Origin of the sequence: Erwinia endophytica (assembly GCF_009295515.1) — a bacterium.
Classification (GTDB): Bacteria; Pseudomonadota; Gammaproteobacteria; order Enterobacterales; family Enterobacteriaceae; genus Erwinia; species Erwinia endophytica.
In genome coordinates, this window is the sequence record NZ_RQVV01000053.1 from 301,079 (window position 1) to 324,490 (window position 23,412).

A 23,412-nucleotide genomic window follows, 5' to 3' on the forward strand; every position below is an offset into this window, starting at 1 on the left:
CGAGTGACTCGCTCTGAAGGCATCATCCCTGCGAAGGCAGCGTAAGCATTATTCAAAAACGCCAGACGTTTTTGTCCTGCAACTTAAATTATTTGGCGGATGGATTTGTTATTTTTCTGTCTGGAAATGAGTATATTCTCACGCCTGGCAATATTCAATTGTTTATTGTTAGGTCGCTAATTAAATAAATTCAGATAATTAGCGACCACTGTGTGCGGCAGACAGCCTCCGGCTTTGTCCCTTTGTTCGTTGTAAAATATAGCCGGTAATGGCCAGAACAATGGTCGTCAACATGATCACTGACGTAATGAGTAACGGGGTGCTGATGAAGGTGGAGACGATCAGACTGGCGGTACAGCAAAGCCCTAACTGTAGAGTGTTCTGCAGAGCAGCGGCTTTACCGCTGGCCTGTGGGAAGGGCAGTAAAGCACGAGCAACCACTAGTGGATAAATAGCGCCGTTTGCCAAAGCCATACCGCAAAATGGCCACAATAATGCGTACGTCGACACCTCTTCCAACTGCGCGGCAATGAAAAATGCCACGATGCTCAGGGTATAGAGAGAAAGCAGCCACGGCAAAAGTGAGCTGCCTTCGGTATGCTTCAGCAGCACACGGCAGCCGTAGCCGCCAAGCAGGAAGGCCAGGGTTTGTGGCACATAGCTCAGGCCGATTTCCCCCGGTGACATGCCAAGCGTAGCCAGAATAAATGGCGAACCGGTTAGCCAGGCGAAGAAGCTGGCTGAACAGGCGGCGTAGATCAATACATTGCCGCTAAACAAGGGGGATTTTAGCAGGGTAAAAAAGCTGATTTTTTCATTTTTATCGATGTTGGGCTTTTTCGGCTGGGGAGCAAGAAACAAGGTGAAACCCCACAGAAAAATGCCAATCAGCGACAGGGCGATAAAGATAGCCCGCCAGCTAAAGTGATCCAACAGCCATGCGCCGAGCAGGGGTGCCAGCGCCGGAGAGAGGGCAACCAACGGCATGATGGTGGCAAATACGCGATTGGCCTGGGCAACGGGATAGCGGTCAATGACCAGCGCTTGCCATATTACAGCGGCGGCACAGATACCGATTGCTTGCAGGAAACGTAGCGCCAGCAAAGCCACGGTTGAGTCAACCCACCACATTGCGCCGCAACTGGCGGCAAACAGCCCCAGTCCGATCAGCAATACGGGTTTGCGGCCAATCCGATCGGATAATGGTCCCCAGAGCAGTTGGGCTATAGCAAAGCCCGCCAGGAACAGACTCAAACTGGCGCCGATGGCTCCGGCATCAGCCTGCAGATCCTGCTGCATAGCGCCAAATGCGGGCAGATACATGTCGGTAGCAAGAAAACCGGCAACGCTGAGCAGCGCAAGGTAAATAATCAATCCTTTTGATGGCATTTTTGGGCTCTTTAATCAGTCTAATGAAACGTCGCGAAGTGTAATTGAGTGGCATAGTGCTTGTGAAACAGTAATATTTGCAGGTTGCATTCAAAAAAATTGCAGGCAAATTATGTGGTCAGAACATTCCCTTGAAGTTGTTGATGCCGTGGCGCGTTGTGGCAGTTTCACCGCAGCGGCAGTGGAGTTGCATCGTGTGCCTTCAGCCATCAGTTATACTGTCCGTCAGTTGGAAGAATGGCTGGCTGTTTCGTTGTTTGAACGGCGCCATCGGGATGTGGTACTGACCGATGCCGGACGGGTATTTATTCAGGAAGGTCGGATTGTTATCAAAAAAATGCTTGCCACCCGACGGCAGTGTCAGCAGGTGGCTAATGGCTGGCGAGGACAGATCAATATTGCGGTGGACCGTATTGTAAAACCGCAGAGAACCCGTCAGTTAGTGGTCGATTTTTATCGTCACTTTCCTGATATGGAGCTGCACCTGTCGCCTGAAGTTTTTAACGGCGTCTGGGATGCGCTGGCTGATGGGCGTGTTGATGTGGCGATTGGCGCAACGCAGGCAATCCCGGTAGGAGGACGCTTTGCTTTTCGCAATATGGGCATGCTTAACTGGCGATGTGTGATCAAAGCCGATCATCCACTGGCGCAACACCAGGGAAACGTCAGCGAAAAGGCGATGAGTGAATGGCCTTCGCTGGTGCTGGAAGATACCTCACGCGCCTTACCGAAAAGAACCACCTGGACGCTGGATAATCAGCGCAGGCTGGTGGTGCCGGACTGGGAAAGCGCCTTCGACTGTCTGCGCGCTGGACTGTGTGTGGGGATGGTACCAGGACATTTTGCCCGACCCTTTTTGCAATGTGGCGAACTGGTTGAGTTGACGCTTGAATCCGTGTTCCCGGAGAGTCCGTGTTGTGTCAGTTGGGCGGAACAACAATCTTCACCGGCGCTGAGCTGGCTGCTGGATTATCTGGGGGATAGCGAAACGCTCAACAGCGAGTGGTTACGCGAAGAGCTGGAACGGCCCGAATAAATGCCTTCCAGTTGGAACCAGTTCTACCCGCCGGGCGGCATCGAGGTATGCCGCCCGAGTTATCATGTTGCATGTCGCGCGCGATGACATTAATCCTTGCGACGATAATCTATGAAGGGGCCATCCGCTACCGAACGGCGTTCGATCAGGCTGGGGTGAACTTCAATGGTTTGTGGATCTTCGCGCTTACTGATGATGCGATCCAGCAGCATCGTAAACGCCGTTTCGCCCAACTGCACTTTGGGTTGGTGAACGGTCGTCAGTGCCGGCGTAAAATAACGGGCGTTGCGCACATTATCATAACCGATCACCGAAATATCCTGGGGTACGCGCAAGCCCATCTCGTCTGCCGCACAGATGGCCCCCATCGCCATGACGTCGCCGCCGCAGAAGACCGCCGTTGGCCGCTGCTTCTGTGCCAGAATTTGTTGCATGGCACGGTAGCCAGATTCCGGCTCGAAATCTCCCTGAACCAGCCATTCATCACGGATAGTGAGGCCGGCTTCAGAAAGAGCTTTGAGGAAACCAGCAAGACGTCCTCCACCGGTGTTCCGCTCCATCTGACCCGGGATCACCCCAATATCGTGATGGCCGCGTTCAATCAGATACTGACCGACCAGGTAACCGCCTTCAAAGGCATTATCCTGCACGGTATCGGTAAAATCGCCGCGCGACTCACCCCAATCCATGACCACCATGGGGATATTGCGATGCTCTTCCAGCATTTTGATCAAAGGGGCCGGGTACTCCGAACACATTACCAGCAGACCATCCACACGCTTTTGAGCCATCATCGACAGATAGGCTTGTTGTTTTTGCAGATTATTGTGGGCATTTCCCAGGATCAGAGTATAGCCTTTGGCAAAGCAGCAGTTCTCCACAGCCTCAATAATTTCGGCAAAATAGGGGGCTTCGCTGGACGTGGCCAGCAGACCAATTGTTTTGGTGTGATTAACTTTCAGGCTGCGGGCGACAGCACTCGGAGAATAATGCAATGTTTTGATTGCTGTCCATACGGCCTCCCGCGTCTCTTTGGCGACAAAGCGGGTGTTATTGATGACGTGGGATACGGTGGTGGTAGAGACCCCCGCTTGTCTGGCCACATCTTTTATTGTTGCCATTAACTCGCTACTCCTGCACTTATCATAACTTTATGATAAGTATGTTGTTAAACGTTTGCTTTGAAGTTAAAAAAACCGAACGTCTGAAGGCGCTTTTTGCAGTGTATTCCGAAGACGTCAGGAAGGAAAAAATTTTATCCCGGTTATATTTCAGGTCACAGATACCCTTGCTGGTGTTCACTCCGCCGCATTGAATCACTGGCCTGTGCAAGCTCATCGGGAGGCCGATACTCACCGCGTGATTTGGCCTGACGACTGACGAGGTGGTTCCCCTGTGAGTTGCGCAACGAAAGTGGAGATTCTAACAATCCTGAGCAGAGAAAACGAGATTTTTACCGACAAGTATGGGAAAATTGATGACGTTATAAATAGTAAGGGTATTTATTACAGGAGAGCTAAATGGATACCGATCTGAAGTTTTCACTAATGACAACGATTTGCGCGCTGTTGATGATTGTTGCTTTCAGTTTTACCGCCGTAATGCACTAAGTTATCCCAATCGGGCCGCTCAGCCGAACGGCCTTGTTTTCTCTACTGGTGGCTCGATTACCTGATCGTTTTGGGTGTCACCATCCGACGGGCGCCAATGTAATGGCGCTGCCAGTAATCGTCGCTCAGCGCGCTAACCTGAATATCCTTACCGCTACGCGGTGACTGGATAAACTTGCCATTACCAAGGTAAACGCCGACATGATCAGCGGCACTGCGGCTATGAATACGGAAGAACACCAGATCGCCTTTCTCCAGTTCATCGCGTTTAACGCTGGCGGCATCGCGCAGGTGATACATCTCATTAGCGGTACGTGGAATTTTGAACTTCACCAGATCTTTATAGGCATACCAGACCAGGCCGCTGCAGTCGAAACCCGTCCTCGGCGAGGTTCCCCCCCACTGATAAGGCTTACCCAGTTGATTCATTAACTTGTTCATCGCGGTTTCGCGTGCTTTCTGATAACGGGCTCGGTGTGCTTTGCTGAGCCGGAGTGGTGTATCCGCCCCGGCCGTCAATTCCTCAGTTTCTTCAACCGGATTACCGCGATGGCGGCCATAGTGTTTTTTAGTAATAGACGATTTATGCTTGATTGCCGCCGTTTCGAGGGAAGATTTTTTCTTGAATTTGAATTTATGAACAGAACTTAATAGGGGTTTTTTGACGCTGCTTTCTTTGACTTTCCGGGTGAAAATGGTTTTTACCGGGCGGCGCTTACGCCGTTGATCGTCCCTGGCTGCCGTATTGCTGTCCACCTTATGATGGTTGGCATTAACAGGCGAGCGTGGCGAAGCGTGCGCCATATTTAGAAAGAGCTGGGCCATAGCCAGCATGAAGAGCGTGATGAGTAAACGCATCGTTACCATTAACAGTTTGTGCTCCCGCCGGGGCCAGAGCATGGTTAATTTGGAGTTATCTACTGATAACTTACATCATTATCGATTCTAATCGAACTTATCAACGAAAGGTAAGGTCTTTTTTTGTTTCAATCATACAGAACTGATAAAAACTGTAAAAATTAACCTAATCATTTGGTTATCTGTGACATTAGCGAATATTTTTCATACCGCCGCGCGGCGGAAAGCATAAGAAAATGTTATTCTACTACGTTCATCCGCCGCAGCGGCACTGAAAGCGGACAATAAATAACCCTGCTGAAAATGTCGTTTTCATCGTTGGGGCAGAATAGCTACAATAAATAAACATGAAGTAGCCGATTAAAGGAAGCCATTTATGAGTAGTACTATTGAGAAAATTGAACGCCAGATAGCAGAAAACCCGATTCTGCTGTACATGAAAGGCTCGCCAAAACTGCCAAGTTGCGGTTTTTCTGCTCAGGCTGTGCAAGCGTTGTCTGCCTGCGGTGAACGTTTCGCTTATGTCGATATTTTGCAAAATCCGGAAATTCGCGCCGAATTGCCGAAATACGCCAACTGGCCGACATTCCCACAGCTGTGGGTAGATGGTGAACTGGTTGGTGGCTGCGATATTATTATTGAAATGTATCAGCGCGGCGAATTGCAGCCGTTGATCAAAGAGACGGCGAAGAAATATTCTTCCGACGCCGCTGAATAAGTCGTTTTAGTCAGCTAAAAAGGCAGAGATCTGCGAGGATTTCTGCCTTTTTTTGTTGTCAGCGTTAACCCCGTTTCTGCTGCGGTTTCGGACTGAAGAAAACCGATACTGGAAGGGTCCAGGCGAAATATCGCCCATTATGATCGTTTTTCAGCCTGCAAGAAGGCATTGAGCAGGGGCACGAAATCGCCGTCATGTTGCTGATCCTCGGCCATTTGACGGCAAAAGGCGGCTAGCGCTTGATACAGTGCTGCACCCGGTACTTCGCCGGCATTGAGACGGGCTATTTCTTCCATTTCAGGCGCCCAGCGCCAGGCTTTGTTGTACATATCCGGGATACTTGCCCGCAGACGAGCCAGTAGCGAGGGTTGGCTTTCTTCCATCTGTTGCAGTAGGGCATCCGCCGCGCCTACCCGGCTGGCATTAATCAACATCAAAGCGCACAGCAGGGTGATGCCTTTATTGATCCCGGCATAGGACATTTTCAGCGCTGAGGCGGCCCCCGTTGCTGCCTGCATAACGCTGACGGACAAGCCAAAATTTTCCAGCTCGGCCAATCGGCCAGCCTGCTCACCGGCAAACCATAAGCGTGGAACGCGGTCCTGTGATGTGACGGGCGGCAGGCCGATAATGGCGCCATCGACAAAAGCGGCACCGGTAGGAAGGATAATCTCAGCAATCTGTTTGAGTGTCTGTTCACTGACTGCGTTGCAATCGACGTACAGCGGTTTATCCATTGCCGCAGCAATATATGGGGCTAACTGTTGCGCCAGGGAGATGGCGGAAGCGGGAGGAACAACAGATAAAATGACTTCTGCCTGCATCAATTCATGAGCGCTGACGGGCTTCATACCGGCTTTTTTTGCCCGCTCAAGCGAGGCTTGCGAGCGCCCATCGAGTAACGTGAGTACCTCGAGACGATGCCGATGCAAAACGCCGGCCAGGGCAGACCCCATCGCGCCGGGTGCCACGATAGCAATGGTTTTCATTTGGCTTCCTCCTGTTCTGCAACGCAGAGAGCAACCCGGTGGATTTGACCATCCAAAGACACTTTTTCACGCGACGGGCAACGGCCAGCCGCCCAGACGCTTCCAGCGATTGACCAGCTCACAGAATAAATCCGCAGTCTGTAATGTATCGTACAGCGCCGAGTGAGCCTGGGTATTGTCAAACGGCAGACCCGCAGTAGTACAGGCCTTAGCCAGCACGGTTTGACCCAGCACCAGGCCGCTCAGTGCTGCGGTATCAAAGGTGACAAAAGGGTGGAATGGATTACGCTTAAGCCCCGTCCTTTCTGCCGCCGCATTCATAAAATTGAGATCGAAAGTGGCATTATGCGCGACCATAATGGCGCGATTGCAGCCTTGATCCTTGATGCCTTTACGCACCAGTTTGAAGATAGCATGCAACGCTTCATATTCGCTAACCGCGCCACGTAGGGGGTTGTGCGGATCGATACCATTAAACGCCAGTGCCTCAGGTTGCAGGATAGCGCCTTCGAAAGGCTCCACGTGGAAATGAAGCGTGTCGTCTTTCTCCAGCCAACCGTGCTCATCCATTTTCAGCGTGACAGCGGCCACTTCCAGTAGCGCATTAGTTTTAGCGTCAAACCCGGCAGTTTCAACATCAATGACTACCGGATAAAAGCCGCGAAAACGGCTGCTGAGGGCGTTCAGTTCGTTCGATTCAGGCATCAGGATCTCATAGGCGAAAAAAAGCAGCGCGTATTATGGCAAATTTCGCCACGAGATGCACAGGGGATCCGGGGCCGCCAAACGCGGTCCCCGGAATGTTATGCTCCCAAACCGTGACCGGCGTGTTGGTTTTCTATTAGCTCAATTTTATAGCCATCGGGATCTTCAACAAAGGCAATAATCGTGGTGCCCCCTTTGACCGGTCCCGCTTCACGCGTGACGTTACCGCCATCTTTACGAATACGCTCACAGGTTGCCGCCACGTCATCAACGCCGAGTGCGATATGACCATAAGCATCGCCAAGGTTATATTTGTCCACGCCCCAGTTGTAGGTCAGTTCAATCACCGCACCTTCGCTCTCTTCGGTGTAACCGACGAAGGCCAGGGTATATTTATATTCGGTGTTTTCGCTGGTGCGCAGCAGGCGCATTCCCAGCACTCTGGTATAAAAATCAATGGAGCGTTGTAGATCGCCAACGCGTAGCATGGTGTGAAGTAAGCGCATAACATCCTCTTGGTAGACGCAAAGGCGCCATCATCTGATGACAGGAAGAAGGTCAGTATATACTCTAAATAATAGCAATGGCATGCAGGCGGTAACGGTGGAAGACCGCCGTCCATCCCATGCAACTTGCTGAAGTATGACGCGTATAATGATGAAATCCCCACGCGTTAATTCGTGGTCCCGAAGGGTGGGGATAATCATTAACAAACATCAGCCGGGCGATCCGCCGCCTGATGTGATGGACATAATGCCGTACTTTCAGCCAGGTTACCCAGCCAGAGTGGGGTAGTCAGTATAGCCTTCAGCACCGCCGCCGTAAAACAGCTCCGGGCGCGGCTCGTTAAGTGGGGCGTGCTGTTGCAGGCGTTCCACCAGGTCCGGGTTCGCGATATACCAGCGGCCAAAGGCGACAGCGTCGATCAGCCCTTTTTCGATCAAGTCTTCCGCTTTCTCGGCGGTATAGGCTCCGGCACCGATAATGACGCCGGGATAAATGTCGCGAATAGCTTTGCGGAACGCCTCACTGTAAGGTTTACCACCGGCCCAGTCCGGCTCGGAAATGTGCAGGAAGGCGAGATTGCGTTTTGCCAACTCGGCAATGTAGTACAACGCGGCGTCTTCCTGATCCTCGCCATTATCCAGACCGTTAAATGGACCAAGAGGCGAGATTCGGATACCAATGCGGTCCGCACTCCAGCCGTCAATAACGGCATCGACCACTTCCAGCGCAAAGCGGGTCCGGTTTTCCACGCTGCCGCCATAAGCATCAGTGCGTTGGTTAGAGGCTGGCGACAGGAACTGATGGATCAGATAACCGTGAGCAGAGTGCAGCTCGACCAGATCGAAGTCGGCTTCGCGGGCATTGATGACCGCCTGACGAAAATCATTTACCACACCGGCGATTTCGTCCAGTTCGAGTGCGCGAGGTGTGGAGGTATCGGCACGTACGGCAAGGCCGTTTTCATCACGCAGTGTGGTACGGGTTTGGGCGTTAATGGCGGAAGAGGAAATGGGCGCTTTGCCTTCGGGTTGTAGACTGGAGTGCGAGATACGACCAGTGTGCCACAGTTGCACTGCACTGTGACCGCCCGCTTGATGGATGCCGCTATTAATGGCCTTCCATGCGGCAATCTGCTCTGGGGTATGCAGACCGGGTGCGCCGGCATAACCTTTAGCCTGGAAAGAAACCTGAGTGGCTTCGGTAATGATCAGACCGGCACTGGCGCGTTGACGGTAATATTCACCCATCAGCGGCGTAGGAATATCCCCCGGCTCAATGCTGCGCAGACGAGTCAATGGCGCCATAAATACGCGGTTCGGTACGGTGATCGCCCCGGTTTTTAATGGGGTAAATAACTTCTTTAGTTCCATACTTCACTCCTGGTGGTAGACCGGTCAACTAGAAACAGTGTTTTTTTAAAGGGGTTCAGGCAGCATCCGCGTCATCTCCTGCCAGGCATTCATCAACGGCCTGTTATCACGGGAGATTTTGCTCTGCAGACTGGCACCCAGCCACAACATATACAGATTCTGCGCACAAGTTTCAGGGGGGACTGACAACTGTAAGCTCCCCTGTTGCTCAGCTCGTTCCAGCGCGATACTTAGCGTGGACATCAGCGCTTTTGACCCGTTGTCCAGTGCGATACGCATTGGTTCCGACAGGTCACAAACTTCCGCCGACAATTTGACTGACAGGCAACCCGCAAAGGAGTGGTCCTGGCAGAAAGTTGTGAGTGACTGCTGATAATAATCAAGGATGCGTTGACGCTGATTGCCCTGGTGATCTTCCAGATATTCGTGAAGACGCTGATGATAAATGGCAAAATAACGTTCAAGCATCGCGACGCCGAACGCCTCTTTCGACGGGAAGTAGTGGTAAAACGACCCTTTCGGCACCTCAGCCACTTTCAGTAGCTCGATCAATCCCATACCGTTGAAGCCGCGCTGAATGCACAACTGCTCACCAGTTATCAGAAGATGTTCTCGGGTGTCGTATCGGGTCGATTTCATGATTTTCACTGTATCAGACCGATCGGTCTGATACAAATTATCCATTTTGGACCTGGCACGATTTGATCATGTCCAGCGCCGGTTGGTACTCTTTCGTCTGCACGTTCAGCATGCCCAATAGGGTATGGAAAATATTGTCCTGGGAAACCTCAGCGGTTTTTGCCGACTGCTGTAAACATGACTGATTAATGCCATAAGTGTGGGCGTAATCATCAGACATCCACAACAGGAAGGGAATATGCGTTTGCTGCGATGGGGCGAAAACATAAGGTGTGCCGTGTAGATACATACCGTGTTCACCCAGTGATTCACCGTGATCGGACAGGTAAACCAGTGCCACATTGAATTTGTTACTGTAAGACTTCAGCAGACTGATCGTGCTGTCCACCATCGAATCGGTATACAGTATTGTGTTGTCATAGGTATTCACCAGTGTCTGATGGTCGCAATCCTGGATTTGATTGCTGTCGCAGGTGGGGGTGAACTTACGCATCGCCGTCGGATAGCGTTGGTAATACGCCGGGCCATGGCTCCCCATCTGGTGTAGTACAATCACCGTGTCATCTTTTATGCTGTCAATATAGTTATTCAGGCGGTACATCAGCACATCGTCCAGACAGTAATCATGCTGGCAAAGGGCGCTGACATGCCATCGGGTCATGTCGCTATGCGGCACACGATCACAGGCACCTTTACAGCCGCCGTCATTTTCGCGCCATAACACGTTGATTCCGGCATGGGCCATGACATCCAGTAAGCCTTCCTGATGATGCGCCAGGTTGGCATCATAATGTCTGCGCGGCATGTTGGAGAACATGCACGGCACAGAGACCGCGGTTTCCGTACCGCATGAGCTGGCGTTGGGATAATAAATGACGTTATCGTGCTGCAATTTGGGATTGGTATCACGTGCGTAACCGCCCAGCGAAAAGTCTTCCGCACGCGCAGTTTCACCCAACACAAAAATGACCAGTGTTTTTTTCTTTTCGGCTTTAATCAGTGAGCCTTTTTGCGCATCCAGACCAATTTTCACCAGCGGCTGATCGCCAACCAGCCAGCGGTTATCCGCATAGTGTCCCAGACTGCTGACCACGTTGACTGGGGTTATCATTTTTACCAGGTTTTTATTGTTGCGGACCAGCGAAGCGTAATCTTTATAAAACAGCGAGGCGATCAGCAGTACCAGCAGTACAGAAGCCAGCGCGGTTACCGCCCGGAACGCGATATTCATCCACCATGGCCGATGGGTACCGATGCGGATAAAGGCGACAAAGACGGCAGGGATTATCCCCATAATCGTCAGCCACAGTAGATAGTGTGGGCTGAGCAGGGCACTGGCTTCCTGGACATCAGTTTCAAACACGTTCTGGATCATGTTGCTGTCGATGACTGTGCCGAAACTGTAAATAAAATAGTTTGCGGTAGCGCTGATGATAAGCAGAATGATAAACAGGGGTTTACGCAGCCAGGGTACGGCGGCGATGCTGAAGATAAACAAGAAGGCGCTGAACAGCACCATCGGCACCGTTGCGGCAAAAATATAGTCCCGCGCTGAGAGATAGGGAATGGTCTCCCAGGTACGGCTGAGAAAGACAGCATTGAGGATAAAGGTGAAGAACAGAGCGGCGTAAACGTTAAAAGTACTTTCGTTACAACGTAACTTATTCAAAAAGTTCATGGCTTTCCTGCGGTAAAAAACTCTGCTACGCAGGGTAGCCTTGTAACCTTAGAGCAACCTTAACCAGCCCTTAATAATACTCTGAGTTTACCGGTGTCAGTGGGGGATAATGTGAGTGGTTGTAAAAATGTGCTGACTGTCGGTCATAATCCTGGTGGCTGCTTGCGAAGAAGGAATAACCGATCTTCAATAGAAGGGCGATGCATGTATCAGGAGTCACGGTGGCTGAGCAATTAGAGTTTTTCCCGGTTCCTAATCCCTGTCGTGGGATTTGTCAGGTTGATCAACGCGGATACTGTCGCGGCTGCATGCGCAGTCGCGACGAGCGTTTCAACTGGATAAAATTTAGCGACGCGCAAAAGCGGGAGGTGTTGCGGTTGTGTCGTCAGCGGTTCCAGCGCCTGCAGCGGGTCGGGAAAACCGACCTTCCTGACGAGCCGGAACAGCCATCGCTGTTTTGACTATTCCACTACGCGGATATGATCGACATCGATTTCGATATGGTCGTCGTCGTCTTTGTCCGTATCGCCTGTCACGCGAACGGTTTTACCAATGGCGACATTTTCATCTTCCCAGTCATCATCATCAATATCGACCTTGATGCGCCCGGTACTGTCTTCCAGCCAGTATTTATCATCATCATTGGCCCGGGCGGTAATTTTGCCTGTCAATGTAACCCGGCTGTCATCGTGTAGTGATTTTGCCTGTTTTACGGTGACGGATTTTCCCTGTCCATCGGCTAAGGTGGAAAAAGTGCAGGCAAGCAGGCAGAGGGTAATCAGCAGTTTCTTCATCGTGTATCCCTTACGAAATGGAGTCCATTAAAAAATTAGCTCGGGAAGTATAAATCAGCGCGCTTATTTTATGTAACGCCAATTTTAACTGCGTAGCGCGGCAACTGTGGGGGCTGAAGTCAGTGTGAGGTTATTCTGGCGTCTTCCGGCAATGCCTGTTTCAACTGTGCCAGCGAACAGTAAAGCCGCCAGATTATCCCGGCCAGTTCGGTTTCCCGTGGGGTGCCATCAGCGGCTAATGTAGTCACCATATCCTGCAATTCATCCAGTGTTTCATTGAGCGAACTGTGTTTTACGCCGCGTTCACTGATGATGCGATGTAAATCTTTCAGTGTGGCTTCTCGCATGCTGGCAAGCGTGGGAGAGTCGGTTTTCCAGTTACGTAGCTGCCAGACAATATGCGAACAGTTCAACAGTACCACTCCCCAGCGCAACAGCCAGGTTTTTGCGGTCTCATCACGACTGGCAACTAATTGATTAATCCGATGATAAATACGTGACTCAAAACGGCTCTGACTGAGGTGTGGATGGCGGCTTAACTGATCGAGAAACTCACGCCGCAGGGCGCGGATATGACGACGGCTACGACGCTTGTCAGAACTGGGGCGCAGGATCTGAAAGGCCAGCCACACCAGCATGACACCGCATACTTTGGCAATATTGTCATTGAGAAAACCTTGGTAGTCGTAAGTCGGCGGGTTGGTTACTGCCAGAAATGACCCGCCGAAAAGAATCAACTGTGACCAGAGACTGGCCCGTTTGGGCTGCTGTAACTTAAACAGATGCAGGGTTAACAGCAAAGGGAACAGAAAAATCAGGAATTGCCAGAGTACGCTGACCTGCACCATCAAACCAAATTTAATCAGAAAGCTGAACACGGACAACAGTGACAGGGTCTTCAACAGCAGAGATACGCTACTGGTGGGGGAAGGCACGGTGGAGTAAAGCACACAACTGATAGCGGCCAGAGTCAACGCTGCCTCGCCGGAATCCCATTGTGTGGTAATGGTGAAGGCACAGCCCAGCATAATAACCACAAAGGTACGAAACGCGCTCCAACTGGCTTCGGCGCTGTCACTGTGTCTGGCCAGCGCCGGAACGGGAGGGGGGGAGAGCCGGGTATCGGCATCAGCCCGTTCAAACTGACGTAACCAGCGGCTGATATTCAAGTACATCCAGCAAAAGTCACGTAAGCGATGCCAGAAAGCATGATGGCGAAAGTCGCCAGGATCCAGCGGGGCGGCGTTTTTTAATATTTGCGCCAGCCGGTACTTATCACAGTCGCTTTTAGCCAGTTCACTGAGCAACTGCTGCATGGCTGTGAACAGTTCTTCCGGGGGATCCTGCCAGTTTAGCAGCATACGCCGCAAACTGGAGATAACACTGGTCAGGCGCAATTGTTGGTGAAGCACGTAGTTAAGAACGTTGTTTTGACGGCGAAAACGGTAATGGCTCCAGAACGCCTGAATACGCAACAGGTTCATGGTCAGGATTTGACTGATCACGTTTTCATGGGCGCTACGGACGTTATCGGTGGTTTCCTTTTGCAATAGCAAACTGGCATGCTCCAGCAGTCGTGTATGCAGATTCTTGAGGGAGGTAATCAAGGCATCGCCATCCGAAGTGCTGGGCAGGATCATCATCATCAGCCCGCCACACAGAATGCCAACAATCACCTCGCAAATTCGGGCTTGCGTGATAGTCCAAAGGTCACTGATATCAGTCACATTTACGGTGGTAAAGGCGATAATGGCGGCGGTATAGCCGGCCAGAGAAAAGGCGTAAGAGACATTGTTCTGATAGTGATTGGCGATATAAGTACACAATGACAGCCACGCGGCGATAGTCAGCGCAAACAGCCATGGTTCATTCAGGGTATGGCCGGCAATCAGCAACGCCGCACTGGCACCTGTCAGGCTGCCGGCGATGCGTCCGAGGCTTTTACTGATAACCCCTCCGACGGTAGGGAAGCTGAGTACCCCAGCCGAGGTCATCGCCCAATAGGGCTCATCCAGATCCAGCCCGTAGGCAATCCCGAGTGCCAGACACATCGCAATGGCGTTGCGCAAGGCATAACGCCACTGGCCGCTGGTGGCTTTGACCCACGGCAACTGCCCCCATTCCAGCCAGTTCAGGTTCATGGCTGGATGGAGATAGTGCAGGTAGTCCCGGCGACCAGCGTCAGATCCTGCGGCACGCTGGTCAGGCGGATGCGCACCGGAACACGTTGCGCAAGGCGAACCCAGGGCACGTTGGGTTTAATATCCGGTACCAGGCCACTATCTGTTTCCACGCTTTGGTCGTAAATTGCGCGTCCAATGCTTTCCACTTCTCCCGTTAACTGACGGTTATCGCTATACAGGCGGATAGTTGCTTTATAGCCAGGATGGATATGGCGTAGTTTGGTTTCTTCAAAATAGCCCATTACGTAGAAGGAATGGCTGTCGACCAGCGCAAAGAGTGGCGTGCCACTGGTGGCGTAATTGCCGGGGCGTACCACCAAATTACTGATCCAACCATCGGTGGGGGCATAGATCTGGGTCTGGGAAAGATTCCAGTTCGCCTGTTCAAGTTCGGCCGTGGCCGCCCTGGCATTTGCCTCCATGGCTTTAGCATTGAGATCAGCGGCATCCAGATCTTCCGCAGAAATCACATTATGGGGCAGATTCTGACGGCGGCGCGCTTCATGCTGGGCTTTCTGCAAGTCTGACTGCGCTTTGGCCAGTTGCGCTTCGGCATTGAGTACCGCGATGCGGTAAGGTTCATCATCCAGCGTCAGAAGCCGGGTCCCTTTGGTGACAAACTGATTGTCTCTGATCGGCAATTGTACAATGCGGCCTGACACCTGCGGGGTAATGTTGACCAGTTCGGCGCGGATTTTACCGTCACGGGTCCATGGGGATTGCATGTAATAGTTCCAAAGCCACCATCCAGCCCCTAGCGCCGCGGCGAAAAAAATAAGGGTAGAAAAGTATTTTAACGTGCTGAATTTCATGTAATCACCAGGTGATAAGCAGCCACAACGAAGCGCTGACGCAGAGTATAAACAGCGAGAGATCCAAAAGCGTCGGATGCCAGATTTCGCCAGAGTAGATCCAATCCCGCAACAGTGGATGGAGAAGCAACCAGAAGAAAAACCCCATCAGCACCGCTTTAAACAGCGGGGGAAAATAGAGCGAGGCGCCGAAAATCAGATCAGTCAGTGGTGCTGAGAAAGCGTAGGCGGAATAGCTCACAAATAAATTCCTTCTCGTCTGGCCACGGGGTACGGGCAGGCTATCAATACGGTTTCATGGCCGTTGAATTTGTATTTTGTCTTGTAAACTCGCAGAATAGTCTAGAATGAGGCTTAATAGGTAGCAAGCTAATTATAAGGAGATGAAATTGGATACCCCACTAGGAACGGATCTCGCAAGATTAGTACGTATTTGGCGCTCGTTGATCGATCAACGTCTGAAGCCGCTGGAATTGACTCAGACCCACTGGGTTACGTTGCATAATATTCATCAACTGCCGCCGGAACAGTCACAGATCCAGTTGGCCAAGGCGATTGGTATTGAACAACCTTCGCTGGTACGCACGTTGGATCAATTGGAAGACAAGGGATTAATCACCCGTACCACGTGTGCCAATGATCGTCGGGCGAAACGCATTAAGTTGACCGAGGAAGCCGCACCGGTTATCACTCAGGTCGAACAGGTGATTGATGCCACCCGGGATGACATTCTTTCTGGTATTTCTCAGCAGGAGATCGACAAACTGGTCACGTTGATTGCCAGACTGGAAAAAAACATCCTCGAACTGCAGAATCGCGATGAATAAAAAAACGGCAATGGCCATAAAGCATTATGGCCTGCTGGTTTTTGGTATCATTTCTCAAGAAGAAGCCTTCTGTTTTGGGCTTACAGGAAAGATCTGGCGTTTTTATTAGCGCCTTTATGACCTTTTCAAATCTCTATGATTGCATCTGGCGCAAGGTGATTGGATCTGTTGCGCAAATACCCGGTTGATACATCATTTCTTGGCAATGCGTTTAATTTTTCCCATGTGGTTCGCCAGAGCGCTGCAACCTCAGGCTTGAAGCTCAGGTTTTGTGCCAGTGACCCGTCGAGGACACTTCTCAATTCCATCTTAACGAAAGTCACGATGTCATGATGGTGGAGCAGGGGTAAGTGATTAGCAGGGTGCCATTTAAGACGTTGCGTAATCTGCGGGATCATGCGTGGTGAGGGGATATACATCTGGTGGTAGCGAAGAATGTTCTGCGACACGCTCCGCTAATTTTAAAACGAACATGACGGAATGCCCTTACTCAGACTCGCCAGCCCCTGATGAAACAGGGGAGGCAACTCAGCCCTGAGGTGAGGGTGTTCCCACAGGGCAACGGGCGATTGGTTAGCGTGGTGAAACGGTAACTTGTCTGCCGTTGGAGGCAATAGCTACACGCATGCCTGGAGAGAAACGGCTGGCAGCCTGTTTTTGTACCACCATGATGGTGCTGCCGTCATCTTTACGGATTTCCAGCTCAACACCCTGGGTTTTATTTATCGCACCCTGTACGCCTTGTCCAGCGACGCCACCGGCAACGGCACCCGCTGCGGTCGCCAGGCTACGGCCTGAACCCCCGCCGATGGTGTTACCGAGGAAGCCGCCCAACACGGCACCGCCGATCGCGCCGATCACATTATTCTCGTCGCCCGCCTGGATCTGTACCGGACGAACCGAAACCAACGTACCGTAAGTTACACTCTGAATCTGGCGTGCTTCAGAAGCACTGTAAACATCGCCAGAAAGCGTGCTAGTGTTGGCGCACCCTGCCAATGTCACACCAGCCAGTGCCACAATTAACATACGCTTAAACATGGTCATAACTCCTTTATTTTCTAATTGCTACCGTCAATTGTGTAGCGATCAATAACTTATATTATATGGCACAAGCAATACTTGTCTCTTTTTTCTAACAAAAAAATGGTAATGACAAAATAGCGTAAGAGGCTTAAACCGGCATTCAATCAACTGCAAGTAGCTGTTAAATACGCTTAAAAAAAGTAACGTAGTTTAAAAATGTACAGTTAATCATAGAATTACCAGACCAATTTTGCGACGCTGTAAGTAAGAAAATTGATAATCCTGACGGTTAAGGCATAAAAATATGAAATCAGGACGCTATATCGGGGTGATGTCAGGGACCAGTCTGGACGGCGTAGACGTGGTTTTAGCCGCGATTGACAGTCAGAGGGTGGCGCAACAAGCCAGTTATTGTCATCCCATACCATCGGCATTGCGCCAGGCGATCCTCGCAATCTGCCAGGGGCAGCGGCTGACCCTGTCCCAACTGGGGCAGTTAGATACCCGGCTGGGGCGATTATTTGCCGAAGCGGTGCAGGCGTTGTTGCAGCGTGAAGGATTGGATAAAGACGACATCGTCGCGATTGGCTGCCATGGTCAGACGGTGTGGCATGAGCCGCAGGGAGAGGCGCCTAACACACTACAAATTGGTGATAACAACCAGATAGTGGTCGCCACGGGTATCACCGTTGTGGGCGATTTTCGCCGCCGGGATATGGCTCTGGGCGGGCAGGGCGCACCGCTGGTTCCGGCATTTCATCAGGCGATACTGATGCACCCGGTTGAACGCCGAATGGTGCTGAATATCGGCGGCATCGCGAATTTGTCGCTTTTGATCCCCGGCAAACCGGTGGGCGGCTATGATACCGGCCCCGGCAATATTCTGTTGGATGCGTGGATCGGGCGGCATAAAGGACAACGCTATGATCGTGATAGCGCCTGGGGGAGTCGCGGTACCGTAATTTATCCGCTATTACAACAGATGCTGGCCGATCCCTGGTTCTCGCTACTCGCGCCCAAATCGACCGGCCGGGAATATTTCAATCTCGACTGGGTGGAACGGCAATTGCGGTATTTCCCCGGGCTGGCGCCGCAGGATGTGCAGGCTACGCTGGTGGAACTGACCGCGACCACTATTGCCGAACAAGTGATGCTGAGTGGGGGCTGTGAGCGCCTGTTAGTCTGTGGCGGCGGCAGTCGTAATCCGCAGTTGATGGCAAGGCTGATAAGCCTGCTGTCCGGTACGGAAGTGAATACCACTGACCAGGCCGGGATCAGCGGCGACGATATGGAAGGGCTGGCGTTTGCCTGGCTGGCCTGGCGTACCTTATCCGGTGAACCGGGTAATCTGCCCTCGGTGACAGGGGCGCGAGAGGCCTCGGTATTAGGGGCGATTTATCCTGCCAATACGCTGCGTTGCCGTTGAGATTCAGTCCGTTTTTCTCTGTCCCCGAATTATTGAGAGGAAAGCGGTTTGTTATCATGTCCCTTGAGGAGACAGTATGAAAAAAATAGGGGTCGCGTCCAGCCTGGTACTGCTTTCCGCTTGCAGTATGTCCCATATTCCGTTGGATCAACCGCAAACGCTGCACTACATTTGCGGCACGTTGCCCTTGACGGTGGTGCGTGATAACGCACGGCAGGAAGTTAACCTGATCCTGGACGGTAATCCGCTGACCCTTAAACAGCAGGAAACCGCTTCTGGCATGCGCTACAGTGATGGTAACTATGTTTTCTGGTCCAAAGGCGATGGGGCTTTTATCGTGCGAAACGGCAAAATTATCATCAATGACTGCCGTTTGCATGCTGCTTAACCCATTGAAATCCATTGGGATGAAGCGCACAATGCCTCATCCCCTCCCAGTAGAAGCCTGAGCAATGAACGAAAGCGATAACCTGCAGCAGATTGCCCATTTGCGCCGTGAATACACCCGGGGCGGTTTACGCCGTGACGATCTTCCCGCTGAACCGCTAGCCCTGTTTGAGCGCTGGCTGGGTCAGGCCATCGATGCTCAGTTGCCCGATCCGACGGCGATGTGTGTGGCGACGGTGGACGAACATGGTCAGCCCTATCAGCGTATTGTCTTGTTGAAGCATTTCGACCCGCTTGGCATGGTGTTTTACACCAATCTTGGCAGCCGTAAAGCGCAGCATCTGGAACACAATTCGCGTATCAGTTTGCTGTTTCCGTGGCATATGCTTGATCGCCAGGTGATGGTCCTGGGGTCGGTAGAGAAGCTTTCGATGTTCGAGGTGGTGAAATATTTCCACAGCCGTCCGCGTGAAAGCCAGATTGGCGCATGGGTGTCTAAACAGTCCAGCCGGATTTCCGCCCGGGGCGTATTGGAAGGTAAGTTCCTCGAACTGAAGCAGAAATTCCAGCAGGGTGAAGTGCCATTGCCGAGTTTTTGGGGAGGATACCGGATCAAAATTGCTGCGATGGAATTCTGGCAGGGCGGTGCGCATCGCCTTCATGACCGTTTTTTCTACCAGCGTGAAGGTGAAAGCTGGAAAATTGATCGTCTCGCCCCGTAATTCCACGAAATAATCCCGTTAAGCGCTGGCACAGAGTGCGTCAGCGCTTTATCCTATAGGCCGTCATATCTCAGTTGCAGATACGTTGTCTGCCTGCGCCTGGCTGAATCACTGAGTCGTGTAAATTCATTAGAGCATTGATTCACGTGAGGCGGTTTGATGACCTCCGCCCGGCGGAGGGCAGTGTTGGCACGGTTCAAAAATGCCAGCCGTTGTTGTCCTGCAACTGGATTATTGGTTTTTTTTGTTTTTTTCGTCCGCGCGTCGCGGAAAGCGGTGTACCAGCAATGGTGCAGACTTTTCTACATGGAGTCACAGATGGCCAGCAGTAACCTGATAACACAATTGCAAGAGCGGGGCTTAATCGCCCAGGTAACGGATGAGAACGCGTTAGCGGAACGACTGGCGCAGGGGCCAATCGTACTCTATTGCGGCTTCGATCCGACTGCCGACAGCTTGCATTTGGGTCATCTGGTGCCGTTACTGTGCCTGAAACGCTTTCAGGATGCGGGGCACCGCCCGGTAGCGTTGGTCGGGGGGGCAACGGGCCTGATTGGCGATCCCAGCTTTAAAGCCGCTGAACGTAAGCTCAATACCAACGAGACCGTCAGTGAATGGGTGGAAAAGATTCGTCAACAGGTAGCGCCGTTCCTCGATTTTGATTGTGGTGAAAACAGCGCCATTGCGGCCAATAATTACGACTGGTTCGGCAATATGAACGTGCTGACCTTCCTGCGCGATATTGGCAAGCACTTCTCGGTCAACCAGATGATCAATAAAGAAGCGGTCAGGCAGCGTCTGAATCGTGATGATCAGGGGATCTCTTTCACTGAGTTCTCCTACAATCTGCTGCAGGGGTACGACTTTGCCTGTCTGAACGAACGTTATGGCGTGGAACTGCAGATTGGCGGTTCCGATCAGTGGGGCAACATTACCTCCGGTATTGACCTGACCCGTCGTTTGCATCAGCAGCAAGTATTTGGCCTGACCGTGCCGTTGATCACCAAATCCGACGGCACCAAGTTTGGTAAAACGGAAGGTGGCGCGGTCTGGCTGGATGCGAAAAAGACCAGTCCGTATAAATTCTATCAGTTCTGGATCAATACCGCGGATGCGGACGTTTACCGCTTCCTGAAGTTCTTCACTTTTATGAGTATTGAAGAGATCAATGCGCTGGAAGAAGAAGACCGGAATAGCGGCAAGGCGCCACGCGCTCAGTACGTTTTGGCCGAGCAGGTGACCCGTATGGTACACGGCATGGAAGGTTTAGCCGCCGCGCAGCGTATCACTAAGAGCCTGTTTTCCGGCAGTCTGAATGAGATGACGGAAGCAGACTTTGAACAGTTAGCGCAGGATGGCATGCCATTTGTCGAGCTGGAGCGGGGAGACGATCTACAGCAGGCGATGGTGGCGGGCGATTTGGCGCCTTCCCGTGGTCAGGCACGTAAATTGATCGACGCTAAAGCGGTCAGCATCAATGGCGAGCTACAGCCAGACACCGAGTACGCTTTTGCGGCGACGGACAGACTTTATGACCGTTTTACGTTATTACGTCGCGGTAAGAAAAACTATTGTCTGGTCGTCTGGAAATAAATTATCTTAACGGGCCGGGGTGACCGGCCTTTCTCTTTGGCAAGGTATCATGAAAAATATTCTTTCTATTCAGTCGCATACTGTTTATGGTCATGCAGGCAACAGTGCGTCTGAATTCCCTATGCAGCGTATGGGCGCAAACGTTTGGCCGCTGAATACCGTCCAGTTTTCTAACCACACACAGTATGGACACTGGACGGGCATGGTGATGCCCGCCGAGCATTTGAACGACATTGTTAAAGGGATTGCGGATATCGACCGCCTGAAAACCTGTGACGCGGTGTTGAGTGGCTATCTGGGTTCAGCAGAGCAAGGCGAGCAAATTCTCGCTATCGTCCGTCAGGTCAAGCAGGCTAACCCCAATGCCTGGTACTTCTGCGACCCGGTGATGGGGCATCCGGAAAAAGGTTGTATCGTCGCGCCCGGCGTCACGGAGTTTCATGCCCGTGGGTCATTACCGGCCAGCGATATCATTGCGCCAAATCTGTTGGAGCTGGAAATGCTCAGCGGTCATGCGGTCAGCAATGTGGAACAGGCGGTTGCCACGGCGCGTGAGCTGATTGCGCGAGGGCCTAAAATTGTGCTGGTGAAGCATCTTTCCCGCGCGGGTCAGCGCAGTGATCGTTTTGAAATGTTGCTGATCACTGCCAGTGAAGCCTGGCACATTAGCCGTCCGCTGGTGGACTTCGGCGTGCGTCAGCCGGTCGGCGTTGGCGATCTGACCAGCGGATTGTTACTGGTGGATCTGCTACAGGGCAAAGCGCTGAAAGAAGCCCTGGAACACGTGACGGCCGCAGTATATGAAGTGATGCTGAAAACCCATCAAATGGGTGAATATGAATTGCAACTGGTCGCAGCCCAGGAAGGGATCGCTAACCCGCAGCAGCATTTCGAGGCGGTAAAACTGTAACCTGCCAGCCCCCTGTACGGCGTTTAAGCGGCACAGGGGGACGATTCAGAGTCCTTCCGCCTTGAGCGCGTCGGATACCGCAGGACGAGCGGCGACCCGGGCAAACCATGTGTTCAGCGTCTGCATTTCTGACAGGTCCAACTGGACAGCTCGCGCCCAGCGCATCACGGTAAACAGGTAAGCATCTGCGAGGGTGAAATTCAGCCCCATCAGCCAGTGTTTCTCCTTCAGTTCCGCATTGACCCAGGCAAATTTATTCACCAGTTGTTGACGCAAAACGGTTTTAAAATCATCTGGCGTGGTGGGGCGAAACAGTGGCGAGAAGGTTTTGTGCAGCTCGGTGGCAATAAAATTCAGCCATTCCAGCGTATGGTAGCGCGTCATGCTGCCGACGGGAGCCAGTAACTGGCGATCGGGTTTTAGATCAGCCAGATATTGTGCGATAGCCGTACCTTCCGTCAGGACAGATTGATCATCAAACTGCAATGTCGGCACCTGACCTTTAGGATTGATCAGCAGAAAATTCTCACCTTGCTCCGTTACTTTGGTCTGTAAATCGACTTTAACCAGCGTAAAGTCCAGCCCTGTTTCCCGCAGGATAATATGGGGGGAGAGCGAACAGGCGCCAGGCTTAAAGAACAGTTTCATGACATGCTCCTTTCATGGTAATAGCAATATGATATTCAAGGGCGCCGGGGCTCTGACTGTATTCATCATGTGTCCCGGTCAACAGCTTTATTCCGTCCGGCTAACGGCCTGGCGTGGAAATTTGCACCAGGCTAATGTATCACTCTGATCCTGATGCCGGTGCAAGGTTATCGTCATTCCTTCATCTCCGTCTTACGGTAAGGTGGATGATGCCGGGAAGGTTTTTTCAGCTTAATGCCGCAAGTCAGAAAAGTCAGTTTTATTTGTCGTGACTTAATTCGGGGCGGTGTACTTGAATGTATCCAGTTCAGGTAACTTAAGGCGAGCCAGATCCCAAAATGCGCGAACTCTTGCGGGCATATATTTTACGTTTTCCTCTGGCAGCAGTTGGGGCAAGGGCGGGTAGAACGTTACTGGACCGTGACGCCGGAAAAGATTTTACGGCTGCGTCAACGGCTACCCGCCATCGGGAGCGGGGTTGAATATGCCGACACCACACTGGCGGCCGCTCAGCCACCCCAGGATTCATGGCCGTGGCATGTGGGGAAGGGCGACATGGCTGTCACCCTGTTAACAGATTGATTT

General features: G+C 51.9%; 26 protein-coding genes. 11 read left to right on the plus strand and 15 right to left on the minus strand.

The window, feature by feature from the left end; all coding sequences use genetic code 11:
• Positions 1 to 198: 198 nt before the first annotated feature.
• A complete protein-coding gene (punC, locus tag EH228_RS16065; protein ID WP_152322617.1) occupies positions 199 to 1,389 on the minus strand; it encodes a purine nucleoside transporter PunC in 1,191 nt (396 codons plus the stop codon).
• A 112-nt stretch (positions 1,390 to 1,501) separates the two neighbouring features.
• Between punC and punR the strand changes: the two genes are divergently transcribed.
• Positions 1,502 to 2,425, plus strand: a complete 924-nt coding sequence (gene punR, locus EH228_RS16070; RefSeq protein WP_152322618.1) for a DNA-binding transcriptional activator PunR — start codon at positions 1,502 to 1,504, stop codon at positions 2,423 to 2,425.
• Between the two features lie 89 nt (positions 2,426 to 2,514).
• Here the strand turns inward: punR and purR are convergent, their stop codons facing one another.
• Complete coding sequence (gene purR / locus EH228_RS16075) at positions 2,515 to 3,546, minus strand: HTH-type transcriptional repressor PurR (RefSeq protein ID WP_152322619.1); 1,032 nt, start codon at positions 3,544 to 3,546, stop codon at positions 2,515 to 2,517.
• Between the two features lie 399 nt (positions 3,547 to 3,945).
• Here purR and cydH point away from each other — a divergent pair, with 399 nt between their 5' ends.
• Positions 3,946 to 4,035 carry a cytochrome bd-I oxidase subunit CydH gene (gene cydH, locus EH228_RS16080; RefSeq protein WP_152322620.1) on the plus strand — a complete coding sequence of 30 codons (90 nt, stop codon included), beginning with the start codon at positions 3,946 to 3,948 and terminating at the stop codon, positions 4,033 to 4,035.
• A 57-nt stretch (positions 4,036 to 4,092) separates the two neighbouring features.
• Here the strand turns inward: cydH and EH228_RS16085 are convergent, their stop codons facing one another.
• On the minus strand, positions 4,093 to 4,893 hold the full coding sequence (locus EH228_RS16085; RefSeq protein ID WP_152322709.1) for a C40 family peptidase: 801 nt from the start codon (positions 4,891 to 4,893) through the stop codon (positions 4,093 to 4,095).
• 376 nt (positions 4,894 to 5,269) lie between these two features.
• Here EH228_RS16085 and EH228_RS16090 point away from each other — a divergent pair, with 376 nt between their 5' ends.
• The gene (locus EH228_RS16090) at positions 5,270 to 5,611 is read left to right on the plus strand and encodes a Grx4 family monothiol glutaredoxin (protein WP_152322621.1); all 342 of its coding nucleotides are present in this window, start codon (positions 5,270 to 5,272) and stop codon (positions 5,609 to 5,611) included.
• Between the two features lie 137 nt (positions 5,612 to 5,748).
• Here the strand turns inward: EH228_RS16090 and EH228_RS16095 are convergent, their stop codons facing one another.
• The 6 genes from EH228_RS16095 to eptA all read right to left on the minus strand — a co-directional run bounded on the left by EH228_RS16095 (position 5,749) and on the right by eptA (position 11,499).
• Positions 5,749 to 6,600, minus strand: coding sequence for an NAD(P)-dependent oxidoreductase (locus tag EH228_RS16095; RefSeq protein ID WP_152322622.1), 852 nt, complete (start codon positions 6,598 to 6,600; stop codon positions 5,749 to 5,751).
• A gap of 66 nt (positions 6,601 to 6,666) precedes the next feature.
• On the minus strand, positions 6,667 to 7,305 hold the full coding sequence (rnt, locus tag EH228_RS16100) for a ribonuclease T (protein WP_152322623.1): 639 nt from the start codon (positions 7,303 to 7,305) through the stop codon (positions 6,667 to 6,669).
• Between the two features lie 98 nt (positions 7,306 to 7,403).
• Positions 7,404 to 7,811, minus strand: coding sequence for a lactoylglutathione lyase (gene gloA / locus EH228_RS16105; protein WP_152322624.1), 408 nt, complete (start codon positions 7,809 to 7,811; stop codon positions 7,404 to 7,406).
• 267 nt (positions 7,812 to 8,078) lie between these two features.
• A complete protein-coding gene (gene nemA, locus EH228_RS16110; RefSeq protein ID WP_152322625.1) occupies positions 8,079 to 9,182 on the minus strand; it encodes an alkene reductase in 1,104 nt (367 codons plus the stop codon).
• A 45-nt stretch (positions 9,183 to 9,227) separates the two neighbouring features.
• On the minus strand, positions 9,228 to 9,824 hold the full coding sequence (locus EH228_RS16115; protein ID WP_193323369.1) for a TetR/AcrR family transcriptional regulator: 597 nt from the start codon (positions 9,822 to 9,824) through the stop codon (positions 9,228 to 9,230).
• 34 nt (positions 9,825 to 9,858) lie between these two features.
• Positions 9,859 to 11,499, minus strand: coding sequence for a phosphoethanolamine transferase EptA (gene eptA, locus EH228_RS16120; RefSeq protein ID WP_152322627.1), 1,641 nt, complete (start codon positions 11,497 to 11,499; stop codon positions 9,859 to 9,861).
• 221 nt (positions 11,500 to 11,720) lie between these two features.
• Here eptA and EH228_RS16125 point away from each other — a divergent pair, with 221 nt between their 5' ends.
• On the plus strand, positions 11,721 to 11,960 hold the full coding sequence (locus tag EH228_RS16125) for a DUF1289 domain-containing protein (RefSeq protein WP_152322628.1): 240 nt from the start codon (positions 11,721 to 11,723) through the stop codon (positions 11,958 to 11,960).
• Here the strand turns inward: EH228_RS16125 and EH228_RS16130 are convergent, their stop codons facing one another.
• From EH228_RS16130 to EH228_RS16145, 4 genes are all read right to left on the minus strand, one after another.
• Entirely contained in the window at positions 11,961 to 12,293 is a 333-nt protein-coding gene (locus EH228_RS16130; RefSeq protein ID WP_152322629.1) for a NirD/YgiW/YdeI family stress tolerance protein, read from the minus strand.
• 119 nt (positions 12,294 to 12,412) lie between these two features.
• Complete coding sequence (locus tag EH228_RS16135) at positions 12,413 to 14,434, minus strand: FUSC family protein (RefSeq protein ID WP_152322630.1); 2,022 nt, start codon at positions 14,432 to 14,434, stop codon at positions 12,413 to 12,415.
• Positions 14,431 to 15,288 (minus strand): efflux RND transporter periplasmic adaptor subunit, encoded by an 858-nt coding sequence (locus EH228_RS16140; protein WP_152322631.1) that lies wholly within the window; start codon positions 15,286 to 15,288, stop codon positions 14,431 to 14,433. The genes EH228_RS16135 and EH228_RS16140 overlap by 4 nt, the downstream gene beginning before the upstream one ends.
• A 4-nt stretch (positions 15,289 to 15,292) precedes the next feature.
• Positions 15,293 to 15,529, minus strand: coding sequence for a DUF1656 domain-containing protein (locus tag EH228_RS16145; RefSeq protein ID WP_152322632.1), 237 nt, complete (start codon positions 15,527 to 15,529; stop codon positions 15,293 to 15,295).
• A gap of 142 nt (positions 15,530 to 15,671) precedes the next feature.
• Between EH228_RS16145 and slyA the strand changes: the two genes are divergently transcribed.
• Complete coding sequence (gene slyA / locus EH228_RS16150) at positions 15,672 to 16,115, plus strand: transcriptional regulator SlyA (RefSeq protein WP_275065365.1); 444 nt, start codon at positions 15,672 to 15,674, stop codon at positions 16,113 to 16,115.
• Between the two features lie 573 nt (positions 16,116 to 16,688).
• Here the strand turns inward: slyA and EH228_RS16155 are convergent.
• On the minus strand, positions 16,689 to 17,156 hold the full coding sequence (locus tag EH228_RS16155; RefSeq protein WP_152322634.1) for an outer membrane lipoprotein: 468 nt from the start codon (positions 17,154 to 17,156) through the stop codon (positions 16,689 to 16,691).
• Positions 17,157 to 17,445: 289 nt separating this feature from the next.
• On the opposite strand from EH228_RS16155, the gene anmK reads away from it, so the two are divergent.
• From anmK to pdxY, 5 genes are all read left to right on the plus strand, one after another.
• Positions 17,446 to 18,567, plus strand: a complete 1,122-nt coding sequence (gene anmK, locus EH228_RS16160; protein WP_152322635.1) for an anhydro-N-acetylmuramic acid kinase — start codon at positions 17,446 to 17,448, stop codon at positions 18,565 to 18,567.
• Between the two features lie 76 nt (positions 18,568 to 18,643).
• Complete coding sequence (locus EH228_RS16165; protein ID WP_152322636.1) at positions 18,644 to 18,955, plus strand: MliC family protein; 312 nt, start codon at positions 18,644 to 18,646, stop codon at positions 18,953 to 18,955.
• Between the two features lie 64 nt (positions 18,956 to 19,019).
• Positions 19,020 to 19,676: a pyridoxamine 5'-phosphate oxidase gene (pdxH, locus tag EH228_RS16170; protein WP_152322637.1), complete on the plus strand. Its 657-nt coding sequence runs from the start codon at positions 19,020 to 19,022 to the stop codon at positions 19,674 to 19,676.
• A gap of 318 nt (positions 19,677 to 19,994) precedes the next feature.
• Positions 19,995 to 21,269 carry a tyrosine--tRNA ligase gene (tyrS, locus tag EH228_RS16175; protein WP_152322638.1) on the plus strand — a complete coding sequence of 425 codons (1,275 nt, stop codon included), beginning with the start codon at positions 19,995 to 19,997 and terminating at the stop codon, positions 21,267 to 21,269.
• A gap of 49 nt (positions 21,270 to 21,318) precedes the next feature.
• A complete protein-coding gene (pdxY, locus tag EH228_RS16180) occupies positions 21,319 to 22,179 on the plus strand; it encodes a pyridoxal kinase PdxY (RefSeq protein ID WP_152322639.1) in 861 nt (286 codons plus the stop codon).
• Between the two features lie 45 nt (positions 22,180 to 22,224).
• Here the strand turns inward: pdxY and gstA are convergent, their stop codons facing one another.
• Positions 22,225 to 22,827 carry a glutathione transferase GstA gene (gstA, locus tag EH228_RS16185; RefSeq protein ID WP_152322640.1) on the minus strand — a complete coding sequence of 201 codons (603 nt, stop codon included), beginning with the start codon at positions 22,825 to 22,827 and terminating at the stop codon, positions 22,225 to 22,227.
• A gap of 387 nt (positions 22,828 to 23,214) precedes the next feature.
• Here gstA and EH228_RS16190 point away from each other — a divergent pair, with 387 nt between their 5' ends.
• Entirely contained in the window at positions 23,215 to 23,409 is a 195-nt protein-coding gene (locus EH228_RS16190; RefSeq protein ID WP_152322641.1) for a hypothetical protein, read from the plus strand.
• Positions 23,410 to 23,412: the final 3 nt, after the last annotated feature.

Bases quoted from the DNA above. Each gene is read 5' to 3' on its own strand.
- punC (WP_152322617.1), bottom strand. From the start codon at position 1,389: ATGCCATCAAAAGGATTGATTATTTACCTTGCGCTGCTCAGCGTTGCC.
- punR (WP_152322618.1), top strand. From the start codon at position 1,502: ATGTGGTCAGAACATTCCCTTGAAGTTGTTGATGCCGTGGCGCGTTGT.
- purR (WP_152322619.1), bottom strand. From the start codon at position 3,546: ATGGCAACAATAAAAGATGTGGCCAGACAAGCGGGGGTCTCTACCACC.
- cydH (WP_152322620.1), top strand. From the start codon at position 3,946: ATGGATACCGATCTGAAGTTTTCACTAATGACAACGATTTGCGCGCTG.
- EH228_RS16085 (WP_152322709.1), bottom strand. From the start codon at position 4,893: ATGCGTTTACTCATCACGCTCTTCATGCTGGCTATGGCCCAGCTCTTT.
- EH228_RS16090 (WP_152322621.1), top strand. From the start codon at position 5,270: ATGAGTAGTACTATTGAGAAAATTGAACGCCAGATAGCAGAAAACCCG.
- EH228_RS16095 (WP_152322622.1), bottom strand. From the start codon at position 6,600: ATGAAAACCATTGCTATCGTGGCACCCGGCGCGATGGGGTCTGCCCTG.
- rnt (WP_152322623.1), bottom strand. From the start codon at position 7,305: ATGCCTGAATCGAACGAACTGAACGCCCTCAGCAGCCGTTTTCGCGGC.
- gloA (WP_152322624.1), bottom strand. From the start codon at position 7,811: ATGCGCTTACTTCACACCATGCTACGCGTTGGCGATCTACAACGCTCC.
- nemA (WP_152322625.1), bottom strand. From the start codon at position 9,182: ATGGAACTAAAGAAGTTATTTACCCCATTAAAAACCGGGGCGATCACC.
- eptA (WP_152322627.1), bottom strand. From the start codon at position 11,499: ATGAACTTTTTGAATAAGTTACGTTGTAACGAAAGTACTTTTAACGTT.
- EH228_RS16130 (WP_152322629.1), bottom strand. From the start codon at position 12,293: ATGAAGAAACTGCTGATTACCCTCTGCCTGCTTGCCTGCACTTTTTCC.
- EH228_RS16135 (WP_152322630.1), bottom strand. From the start codon at position 14,434: ATGAACCTGAACTGGCTGGAATGGGGGCAGTTGCCGTGGGTCAAAGCC.
- EH228_RS16140 (WP_152322631.1), bottom strand. From the start codon at position 15,288: ATGAAATTCAGCACGTTAAAATACTTTTCTACCCTTATTTTTTTCGCC.
- slyA (WP_275065365.1), top strand. From the start codon at position 15,672: ATGAAATTGGATACCCCACTAGGAACGGATCTCGCAAGATTAGTACGT.
- EH228_RS16155 (WP_152322634.1), bottom strand. From the start codon at position 17,156: ATGTTTAAGCGTATGTTAATTGTGGCACTGGCTGGTGTGACATTGGCA.
- anmK (WP_152322635.1), top strand. From the start codon at position 17,446: ATGAAATCAGGACGCTATATCGGGGTGATGTCAGGGACCAGTCTGGAC.
- EH228_RS16165 (WP_152322636.1), top strand. From the start codon at position 18,644: ATGAAAAAAATAGGGGTCGCGTCCAGCCTGGTACTGCTTTCCGCTTGC.
- pdxH (WP_152322637.1), top strand. From the start codon at position 19,020: ATGAACGAAAGCGATAACCTGCAGCAGATTGCCCATTTGCGCCGTGAA.
- tyrS (WP_152322638.1), top strand. From the start codon at position 19,995: ATGGCCAGCAGTAACCTGATAACACAATTGCAAGAGCGGGGCTTAATC.
- pdxY (WP_152322639.1), top strand. From the start codon at position 21,319: ATGAAAAATATTCTTTCTATTCAGTCGCATACTGTTTATGGTCATGCA.
- gstA (WP_152322640.1), bottom strand. From the start codon at position 22,827: ATGAAACTGTTCTTTAAGCCTGGCGCCTGTTCGCTCTCCCCCCATATT.